The organism is Psychrobacter pasteurii (assembly GCF_900162815.1).
GTDB classification, from domain to species: Bacteria; Pseudomonadota; Gammaproteobacteria; order Pseudomonadales; family Moraxellaceae; genus Psychrobacter; species Psychrobacter pasteurii.
In genome coordinates this window covers 1-10,280 of the sequence record NZ_FUGD01000101.1, presented here as the reverse complement: position 1 = coordinate 10,280, position 10,280 = coordinate 1, and the positions used below count along the sequence as shown (strand labels likewise).

At 42.0% G+C, this 10,280-nt stretch carries 7 protein-coding genes, 1 tRNA gene, 1 other RNA gene and 1 pseudogene; all 10 read right to left on the bottom strand.

Annotated elements, in window-relative coordinates:
- Positions 1 to 95: pseudogene (locus A1232T_RS14430) on the bottom strand (transposase); the annotation flags it as partial.
- 626 nt (positions 96 to 721) lie between these two features.
- Entirely contained in the window at positions 722 to 1,849 is a 1,128-nt protein-coding gene (gene tnpB / locus A1232T_RS09120; RefSeq protein ID WP_077449123.1) for an IS200/IS605 family element RNA-guided endonuclease TnpB, read from the bottom strand.
- Between the two features lie 450 nt (positions 1,850 to 2,299).
- The gene (pdxJ, locus tag A1232T_RS09110) at positions 2,300 to 3,061 is read right to left on the bottom strand and encodes a pyridoxine 5'-phosphate synthase (protein WP_077449122.1); all 762 of its coding nucleotides are present in this window, start codon (positions 3,059 to 3,061) and stop codon (positions 2,300 to 2,302) included.
- A gap of 160 nt (positions 3,062 to 3,221) precedes the next feature.
- Positions 3,222 to 4,013: a DNA repair protein RecO gene (gene recO / locus A1232T_RS09105; protein ID WP_077449121.1), complete on the bottom strand. Its 792-nt coding sequence runs from the start codon at positions 4,011 to 4,013 to the stop codon at positions 3,222 to 3,224.
- 88 nt (positions 4,014 to 4,101) lie between these two features.
- Entirely contained in the window at positions 4,102 to 5,118 is a 1,017-nt protein-coding gene (gene era / locus A1232T_RS09100) for a GTPase Era (protein ID WP_077449120.1), read from the bottom strand.
- Between the two features lie 49 nt (positions 5,119 to 5,167).
- Positions 5,168 to 5,989, bottom strand: a complete 822-nt coding sequence (gene rnc / locus A1232T_RS09095; protein ID WP_244152438.1) for a ribonuclease III — start codon at positions 5,987 to 5,989, stop codon at positions 5,168 to 5,170.
- A 193-nt stretch (positions 5,990 to 6,182) separates the two neighbouring features.
- A complete protein-coding gene (gene lepB, locus A1232T_RS09090) occupies positions 6,183 to 7,310 on the bottom strand; it encodes a signal peptidase I (RefSeq protein ID WP_208606943.1) in 1,128 nt (375 codons plus the stop codon).
- Positions 7,311 to 7,416: 106 nt separating this feature from the next.
- A complete protein-coding gene (lepA, locus tag A1232T_RS09085; protein WP_077449119.1) occupies positions 7,417 to 9,219 on the bottom strand; it encodes a translation elongation factor 4 in 1,803 nt (600 codons plus the stop codon).
- A 313-nt stretch (positions 9,220 to 9,532) separates the two neighbouring features.
- A tRNA-Met gene (locus A1232T_RS09080) sits at positions 9,533 to 9,609 on the bottom strand.
- A 148-nt stretch (positions 9,610 to 9,757) separates the two neighbouring features.
- An RNA gene (gene rnpB / locus A1232T_RS09075) (RNase P RNA component class A) lies at positions 9,758 to 10,128 on the bottom strand.
- Positions 10,129 to 10,280 lie beyond the last annotated feature (152 nt).

The following is a 10,280-nucleotide window of genomic DNA, read 5'->3' as shown; positions in this document are numbered from 1 at the left end:
GCATTAATATAGTTCCACACGAAGTTCACTGAACCGCTTAGACGATTCAACTCTTTTATGTGTTTGTCTTTAATGCGTAGCTTGAGTGTTTTCATATGCTTAGTATCGCAAGATTAATTTTAGCTTACAACCCTTTAACGACTTCTTACGACAGTGTGTGTCGCCTTATATCCACCCCCTGAAGTGGGTGGTTTTACGGCGACTGGTGATAAACAATGCCTTTCGCACCGCCAAAGCTAAAAGCTTTATGCAACGCCAAAATAACATCTTATGTTTAGCGGATGCCAATTATAATTGCCATAATCAAGCAAAAAGAGTATTTATTGATTTTTATAGACAACGATAGTAATTGCCAGTTTGATCATGGTGTCAACCAACTGATACTAAAACAACCATTAAATTTAGATTATGGCAAGATATATCTGAGAGCAGGTCGACGTCACTACATCAAGTTCTATGGAGATAGCGGGTTACCTCGTAGACATTTTGGCCATATCAAATATTGCTCTAACGACCATCTGACCCACAACATGTATCAAATCTCTCTAAATCAGCAAGGCAACTATCGATTTAAGCCTTACAGCATTGACCTACTCCCACCACCAAACCTAGAGGTTATGGTGGGGGAACCTTTGCGACCCATAGTAACTTCAATCTAAGATTGTGTCACCACCTTTCGCCATGCCACCTACGCTGATAGGTATAGCCATGGAGGAACTCTTTACACAGTAGCAAGTCCTGCTACATCAGCTAACGCCTGTTGGCGTATATTATTGCTTGCATTGATATCACGGTCATGCTGTGTTTGACAGCTAGGACACGCCCAATGACGCACCGATAACGGCAGACTCTCTAATTTGTGATGACAATGCGAACAAATTTTAGAACTGGCAAAAAACTGATTTACTTTTAGAACATTTTTGCCGTACCACTTAGCCTTGTAAGTAAGCAGGGTAACAAACTGTCCCCAGCCAACATCATTAATGGCTTTAGCAAGTTTTCGGTTCTTTACCATGTTTTTTACACCTAAATCTTCAATCGCATAACTGGTCGCTTGGTTTTCGCAAATCAGTTTATACGTGACTTTATGGTGTAAGTCTAAGCGCCCGTTGCGTACTTTTTCATGAATACGAGCAACAGCTAATTTTTGTTTTTGATAGTTTTTACTTTGTTTTTGTTTACGAGCAAATATTTTTTGCTGTGCAGAAAGTCTTTGACTGGCTTTGGCTAAATGTTTTGGGTTATCAACCTTGCTGCTATCAGACAGAACAAGTAGATGACTGATGCCTAAATCAATACCAACAGTTAGGCTAGGCTCTATTGTGGTAGGTGTTGGTACAACTTCATTGTTTTCAACTAAAATACTTGCATAGTATTTGCCTGTTGCTGTCTTACTAATAGTTACTGTTTTAATCTTACCCTCAAACTCACGGCTAAATACGGTTTTGATGCCTTTTATTTTAGGTAGGTTGATAACTCCCTGCTCAAAGTTTGCTGTGCAATGCTGAGGGCATTGATAACTTCGCTGTGGGATTTTTTTAGATTTAAAACGTGGAAACTTAGCCTGACCTTTGAAGAAGTTAGTAAAAGCGGTATGTACGTTAAGCAAGGCATTTAGTAATGACTGGCTGTTAACTTCACTAAGCCATGAAAATTTAGCCTTTTTCTTTTTCTTAACCAAGTGACTTTGAATTTTGCTACGTGATAAAGATTTACCAAACATGGCATAGTAGCGTTTTTGCAATGCTAACGCCCAATTGAACACAAAACGGCTACAACCAAAGTGCTTTTCGATAAGCACTTGCTGTTCACGATTTGGGTAAATGCGATATTTATAGGCTTTAAGCATGGCTTTTTAGTCGACTTGAGTGTAGGTATAACTTAGCATTATTTGTATTTAGCATCAATTATGAGTAATAAACCTAAATCGTATTATCATTGCGTTTACAATCTTACTTATCACTTTGTAGTGTTAGTCACAAAAAACGGTAGAAAATGCTTTATTGGGGCTATGCTTGATAGGCTAAAAACAGTAACTAGCCGTTTAATGAGAAAAGAATTTGCAGAACATTTGGCAGAGTTTTACTGGAAGCCTGTACTTTAGACTAGGGCATATTGTTTGCTGACCACTGGCGGTGCTACCATTGATACCATTAGACAATATATCGAAAAACAAGAACGTCCTGACTAGCTCACCCGTGCTGACATCTCCACCTAAATCAAAGATTATAGGTGGAGAATTACGCACGATAAGTTAAAAAGACAGGTTGCCCGTGATATTTGATAAAGCTAAGGCTAATTAGCCTCGCATTGCCTGTTTCATAGCCTGAACTGCTTTTTCTAGTCCCATAAAGACGCTATCTGCAATTAAGGCATGGCCAATGTTGAGCTCATAGATCCCTGGGATACTGGCAACAGGATAGACATTATCTCGGGTAAGCCCGTGACCAGCATTAACAATAAAGTTGTCTTGTACTGACAAGGCATAGGCCGTGGCTTTTTGGATTCTTTGCAACTCATGCTCAGTGGCAGCACTGTCTTCTGCCAATGTGGCTTGTGAATACTGACCGGTATGAAGCTCAACTGCATCGGCTGCACAGGCCATAGCTGCATCTATCTGCTTTGCTTCAGGATCAATAAATAACGAGACTTTAATACCTGCCTCATGTAAAGCAGCTATATAATCTTTTAGGTGGTCTTGTTGAGAAGCCACATCTAAGCCACCTTCTGTGGTCAGCTCTTCTCGCTTTTCTGGAACCAAACACACCCATTCAGGCTTCACCTCAAGAGCAATATTTAACATCTCTTCGGTGGTAGCCATCTCCAAGTTCATACGTGTCTTTAGTAACGGCTTCATACGATAAACGTCTTCATCTAAAATGTGACGTCTGTCTTCTCTTAAGTGAAGCGTGATGCCATCTGCTCCAGCTTGCTCACAAAGCAGCGCAGCTTCAATAGGGTCTGGATAGTTAACCCCTCGAGCTTGGCGTAAAGTAGCCACATGATCAATGTTAACGCCCAATAATGGGGGATTAGAAGAGGACTGCACCATTTTATTCATAAGAGTTCACCCTAGATAACTGACAAAATAACCGAGAATAATAACTAATATCTTAATAAGCTTTCATATTTGACCCCTGCTCTTTCCTCTACATTAATATGCTCTACATAAATATATAGTTATATAGAATCCACAGGAATCATCACTTATTTATCATACCTTATTGATAACGATAAAACTGTTGCCATAAGATACGACTCTGTAAAGGCTGATGATCAAACAAATGATCAATAAGTTGACGATGAATATTGGTCCAGCTGTCAATAGTAGGCACACTAATGCCGGCCTGCATGGCAAGAATAACCTCTCCCTTTATGGGTGGCTGCTGCATAAAAGCTGAGGGATTGCGCTGACCAAATTTAGACGGAGGGGCTAGCGATGCGGCTGTAGAATGCTGGTTGGTTTGATTACTAGAAGCACCCTGCTGTGGTGACTCTGACTCAGTGGTTGATAACTCGACCCACCCTCTATCGGCCGCAAAGTGATAGTACTGATTTTCTTTAATTAACTGCTGCTCGCAGTCTTGCTCAAAGTCAATCGCAAAGCCAAGCTCACTAAATAAGACCTGCTCGTAACGGCGAAGCACTAGTTTTAGTTCAACCAAGCTTAAGGTCTGCTGCAGCTGAGATATGGTATGAGCATATTGCTTGTAGACCATGGGCATACTGTCTTCGGCCGGCAGTAGCTTCAATGTGATTTCATTGACATATAAAGCCGCGTATTGCTGTTGCCCTATTAGACTGGGTACTGCTTCGACGATATTAACCTGTTGCAAATTTTTTAAAGATTTTTTACCAGTAGCAAAGAGCATTAACGGGGCAAACTGTGGAATGCCTTTTTTACCAATACCGTGTAGTACACCATGCTCTTTGGTAAATAAGTAATAGATACTTCTTTTTTCTTGATAGGGGCGCTGATGCAAACTATACGCATGTAAAGGTTCATTACGCAACGTTATTATCCATCCTATATGCTTAAGACTAATATATTTAAGATCAGTCTAGGCTTGCACTCAACGCCCTATTTCAAAAGATTAGCTATTAATATCCCAAACTGGTTAAAGCACGGGCATCATCTGACCACCCTTGTTTCACTTTCACCCATAAATTGAGCATAATTTTACGCTCAAATAAGGCTTCCATATCTTCACGTGCAGCGATCCCTACTTGCTTGATACGACTACCTTTATCGCCAATGATAATGGCTTTTTGACCATTACGCTCAACGAAGATAGTGGCATCAATAAAGGTTACCGCTTTACGTTTACGACCGGTTTTAGGATCAATATGCGCAGGCTCATCTTTGAACTCATCAATCTGGACCGTTAAATCATAAGGAACCTCATCGCCTGATTGACGCATGATTTTTTCGCGAATGATTTCACTGGCTAAGAAGCGTTCGCTACGATCCGTAATTTGCTCGGTATCATAGATAGGCGCCCCTTCCGGCAGGTGCGAGCGAATAACTTGTTGTAAACGCTCTAAGTTCTGGTTTTTTAAAGCAGAAACAGGAACAATATCCGCAAACTCAAAGTTTTCATGATAAGTTTCAATCAAAGGTAAAATTGAACCTTTGTCTTTAATAGTGTCTGCTTTGTTGATAACCAAAACCACTGGGGTATCCGTCTCGCCAATTTTCTCAAGCGTTAATAAGTCATCTTCACGCCACTGTTCACCATCTACCACAAACAGCACCAAATCCACATCGACTAATGCTGAGAAAGCGGCTTTGTTCATACGCTCGTTAATAAGACGCACTTCATTGCTGTGAATACCTGGGGTATCTACAAACACAGCCTGCATCTCTTCATTAGATAAAATACCGTGAATACGATGACGCGTCGTTTGTGGCTTACGTGATGTGATAGATAGTTTTTGGCCCAACATGTGGTTCATCAGGGTTGATTTACCCACGTTAGGACGACCAACGATGGCCACATAGCCGGCTCGATAGTCTTCTGGTAACGATTCATCATTAAAGAAGCTGTCTAACAAATTGTCAGTAGCGTCATTTGATTCGTTATCTAAAGGTTTGTTCTCTTGTGGTGCATTTGACATATGTCTGGTTATCCGATGTTATCTTTTGACACCTCTTGAATTAAGAGGCTTAAGGTTTTAATTTAATAATACGCTCACTAACGAGCTTATTTAACTGATTAATCATTTTCTCTGCTGTTTTTTGTTCAGCAATACGGCGACTCTCACCTGATTCAACGATGGGCGTAGTTTTAGGAACATCAACTTCACAGCGTACAATAAAAACTTGGTTGGGAGCATTGCCTTGAGTTTCTAGTAACTCATAGTTAGGTAGCTCATACTTATGACCTTGCAGCCACTCTTGTAATCGGCTTTTGGCATCTTTTAATACCCGCTGATCATTCACATTATCAATGAGTTCGGCAAACCAACTAAGCACACAGGCTTTCACCACATCGACACTTTGACTGTCTAGGTAGATTGCGCCGATTAAAGACTCAACTGTATCCGCCAATATGGAGGCTCGCTCACGGCCGCCGCCTTTACGCTCCCCTATACCTAAAATCAGATGCGAAGATAAGTTAAGCTTTTGTGCCACAATGACTAACGACTCTTGACGAACCAAAGTGGCTCTCATGCGCGTTAGTCGACCTTCATCTTGATTGGGATATTGGTAATATAGCGCCTCCCCAATAATCATCCCTAGCAGGGCGTCGCCTAAAAACTCCAGTCTTTCATAGTTAATCTTGCCGTCATAAGAGCGGTGGGTGACTGCCAATTTTGCCAAACTGGTGTCGTTAAAGGTATAGCCCAATGCCTTTTGCAAACTGGGTAGGCCTTGCTCAAAATTTGTATAGCGTTGCTTAGGAGGCTGCTTGTTAGGAGACACTATTTCAGCAACTTCTGTTATTTTATTGCTATCACCGCTCTTTTTTTTAAAAACTTTTGGCATATTATTTCGGCATATTAAAAACTATTACTGGACTAAAAGGCGAGTCAGAAACAGCTAGGTATATTGGTTGAAGGGATTGAGTTAAGATGTCTTAAGGTATTTAAGTTAAGGCATTAAATTACTGCGGCTTCTCAAATCTCTGTATTACAGCAGACACTTTAGAAATTTAAAAAACCGCTTAATCAGGTTGTGCTTAGTCAATAGAGCGATTATGGCTAAAGGTCGGTAAGTTGGCTAAGCCAGGTTTTTTGTGCATCCACACATAAACCGCTTTACCTGCCAAGTTCTCATCGGGAACAAATCCCCAATAACGACCATCTTCACTACGGTCTGAGTTATCCCCCATCACGAAGTAATTACCTTCAGGAACCTGCACGCTCCAGCTGCTGTCATAAGCTATTGGTTGCTGTAAAAACTTTGAGTATTCAGCATGCGACAAATTAGGTGCCAAGTAACGACGTAGATAGGTATGCTCCCCTAACTGCTCCTGGAAGTACCTTGCGCCGCGCTCTTCACCTTGCGCTACCATAACCGCATCTTCAGGGGATAGATCCCATTCACGGCTAGGATCGCTGCCCTTAACTGGCGTATAAAGCTGATTTGTTAGAGCATCATCTGCCGTAAATTGAACTTGCTCACTGGGTACTTGTTGTCCATTGACCGAAAGCTTGCCATTGTTATAGCTAACTTCATCGCCAGGAAGCCCAATAATACGCTTAATATAATAAATTTTGGGATTCTCAGGATAACGGAACACCACCACGTCACCATGCTCAGGCTCACCGACATCAATGACTTTATTATAAGTCAGAGGTAAGCGAATACCATAGGCATATTTATTTACCGCAACGAAATCGCCGGTATAAAGCGTGGGTACCATTGAAGATGAAGGAATATTAAACGGTTCAACAATAAATGAGCGCACCACTAAGACGATGGCCAATACCGGAAAGTAATCATGAGCCCAACGAATTAAGAAATGTTCGTTGCTAGACTGAGTAGACTTTTGAGAGGTCGCTATACTGGCTTGTCTTTTGGCTTCACGATACTCACGCTCAGCTTGCTTAACAGGCATTGGAGCGTCATCAACGCTAATCGACTCTAAGTCCTGATCACCGCTCTGATTGAACATATTGTGCTCAGACAAAGCAGCAATATAAGCTGATTTTTTCGTCGCTAAATTGTCTTGTGCGGCTTGAACTTCTTTCGAGCTGCCCGTTTTAGCATTCTTGTGTTGCTTAAGCCAAAGCTTATCAAGCAGCCATATCACCCCAAGAATCAAGGTTACTGGCACTAAAATTAAATTAAAATCAAAGTCCATACTGCTGCCTTAACCGCTTTGTTGTTATTCTGGTTATATCATAGGGCTTAGAAACTAAGCCCGTGTGATCAATTTTACTCTTAACCGATTACTAACTGTGAACCGATTACTGATTGTCTACTTGCAACACAGCTAAGAAGGCTTCTTGTGGAATCTCCACACTACCTACCTGCTTCATGCGCTTTTTACCTTCTTTTTGCTTAGACAGCAGTTTCTTCTTACGAGAAACGTCACCGCCGTAACACTTAGCCAGTACGTCTTTGCGCATTGCTTTAACGGTACTACGAGCAATAATCTGGCTACCAATAGCTGCCTGAATCGCCACGTCAAACATCTGTCTTGGAATCAGCTCTTTCATCTTCTCAACCAGCTGGTTCCCGCGATAACGGGCTTGCTCTTGGTGACAAATCATGGCTAAGGCATCTACCTTATCACCGTTGATTAGAACATCCACTTTAACCAGTTTGTCCACTTCATAACGGTCAAACTCATAGTCTAATGAAGCAAAGCCACGTGATACAGACTTCAATCTATCAAAGAAGTCCATCACCACTTCACCCAGTGGAATATCAAAAATCAACTGAACTTGTTTGCCCATAAAACGCATGTCAACCTGAGTACCACGACGCTCCATACATAGAGTCATCACGTTACCCAAGTAGTCTTGAGGCACTAAAATATGGCAACGAGCGATGGGCTCACGGAACTCTTCAACGAATCCTGGATCAGGAAGTTTTGAAGGGTTATCGATTAATAGCACGTCCCCATTTTTCTTTTTAATCTCATAGATAACCGAAGGCGCTGTGGTAATCAAGTCAAGATTGTATTCACGCTCTAAACGCTCTTGAATAATTTCCATGTGCAGCATACCAAGGAAGCCACAACGGAAACCAAAGCCTAGAGCATCCGAAGTATCTGGCTCAAAGAATAAAGCTGAATCGTTAATCTGCAGCTTTTGTAGCGCTTCACGGAACTTCTCAAAGTCACCTGAGTCTACTGGGAATAAACCGGCATAAACCTGCGGCGTGATTTGCTTAAATCCTGGAATAAGCTCAACGTCTGGGGTCTTAGCATGAGTCATGGTATCCCCTACTGGCGCCCCATGAATGTCTTTAATACCCGCAATAACGAAGCCTACTTCCCCTGCTTCAAGCTTACCGGTCTCTAGTGGCTTCGGAGTAAATACCCCGATAGAGGTCACTATGTGAGACTCCATGGTCGACTTGATTAAGATCTTATCACCCTTGCTTAGGCTGCCTTCACGCACACGCACTAAAGAGACAACGCCTAAATAGTTATCAAACCAAGAGTCGATGATTAGGGCTTGTAAAGGAGCATCTCGGTCTCCAGTAGGCGCAGGAATGCGCTCTACTAAAGCCTCTAACAGCTCATCAACACCCAAGCCAGACTTAGCAGAAACACGAGGGGCATCTACCGCTTCGATACCGATAATATCTTCAATTTCTTGAATTACACGCTCAGGCTCAACTTGAGGTAAGTCGATTTTGTTTAATACTGGCACCACCTCAAGACCTAAATCCACAGCGGTATAGCAGTTGGCCACTGACTGAGCTTCAACGCCCTGTGCGGCATCCACCACCAATAGAGCCCCTTCACAAGCGGCCAGTGAACGCGAAACTTCATAAGAGAAGTCTACGTGGCCTGGGGTGTCAATGAAGTTAAGCTGATAGCGCTCGCCATTGGGGTGATCATAATACAATGTCACTGACTGCGCTTTAATAGTAATACCACGCTCACGCTCAATATCCATTGAGTCTAAGACTTGGGCCTGCATTTCACGATCCTGCAGCGCACCACAAGTCTGAATAAAGCGATCAGCCAAGGTTGATTTACCATGGTCAATATGGGCGATGATTGAGAAATTTCGAATATTTGATAATGCGGTCACGTCTTGCGGCTACCTAGTTGTTGAGTTCATTAGTAAATAAAAAAATGAAGTAAAAAATATATTAAGGTCGTCTATTCTATCAGCTTTAAGTTAGCTTGTAAGTGATAGAAATGCAATGCTGATTGACACAGGTCAAAACTGAGTTTTTTGAGCGTTGTTGTTAGCGTAAATCCCATTCAATTTTCAGACAGTTAATGGTTAACTAAATTATTAAATTGAGGATACCAACAAAACGAAGAGACATAAAAAAAGCCAACTACTTAGCTTAATATGGCAAAGTAATCGGCTATTTTAGGCGCTAAGGCCAAATATATGGTGGCGATGAAGAGACTTGAACTCTTGACCTCACGATTATGAGTCGTGCGCTCTAACCAGCTGAGCTACATCGCCATTTGAGGGCGGTATTATCCCTAAAACATTTTAAGCCGTCAACCCCTAAATGCAAAAAAATTGAAAATATTTTAAAATTAAGGGGAAATCTCTGCTATTTCATTAGCAAGTGGCTATTATATACACTTTTTTGCAGTAAGCATAAAAGATTTTTGGTAAACCGATAAGCCGGGTTCTGTCGTGAACGATCATTCATCTAGGCGTATCGTTGCCAATACGCTCGAGCAACCTACCCGTGTCCCCTGCAGGCGACAAGTAATGGACACCTATTTGGTCTTGCTACGCGTGGAGTTTACCTTGCCATGAACTGTTGCCAGCCATGCGGTGCGCTCTTACCGCACCCTTTCACCCTTACCTCCTACTTTAAAGCAAGCTCTAAAGCAATATTGAAGGCGGTCTCCTCTCTGCTGCACTTGTCGTCGGGTTACCCCGCCCAGCCGTTAGCTGGCACGCTGCCTTATGTAGCCCGGACTTTCCTCCCTTATGCAGAAGCAAAACGGCGATCGTCTGGTTTACCAAGTGGCACATTATAGCAGACCAAAAAAAATATGATACAAGAAACTGTCAATTATCAGGGCAATCGCACTATAAAACTCTCCCGAATAGAACCTGCTCACGATAATCAAGATTTTGAGAAGCCCTAATACGGCGTCGTTTCACTGACAGTTTAG

Excerpts from the sequence above, each read along its gene's own strand:
- lepB (WP_208606943.1), bottom strand. The coding sequence starts at position 7,310 with ATGGACTTTGATTTTAATTTAATTTTAGTGCCAGTAACCTTGATTCTT.
- pdxJ (WP_077449122.1), bottom strand. The coding sequence starts at position 3,061 with ATGAATAAAATGGTGCAGTCCTCTTCTAATCCCCCATTATTGGGCGTT.
- rnc (WP_244152438.1), bottom strand. The coding sequence starts at position 5,989 with ATGCCAAAAGTTTTTAAAAAAAAGAGCGGTGATAGCAATAAAATAACA.
- era (WP_077449120.1), bottom strand. The coding sequence starts at position 5,118 with ATGTCAAATGCACCACAAGAGAACAAACCTTTAGATAACGAATCAAAT.
- tnpB (WP_077449123.1), bottom strand. The coding sequence starts at position 1,849 with ATGCTTAAAGCCTATAAATATCGCATTTACCCAAATCGTGAACAGCAA.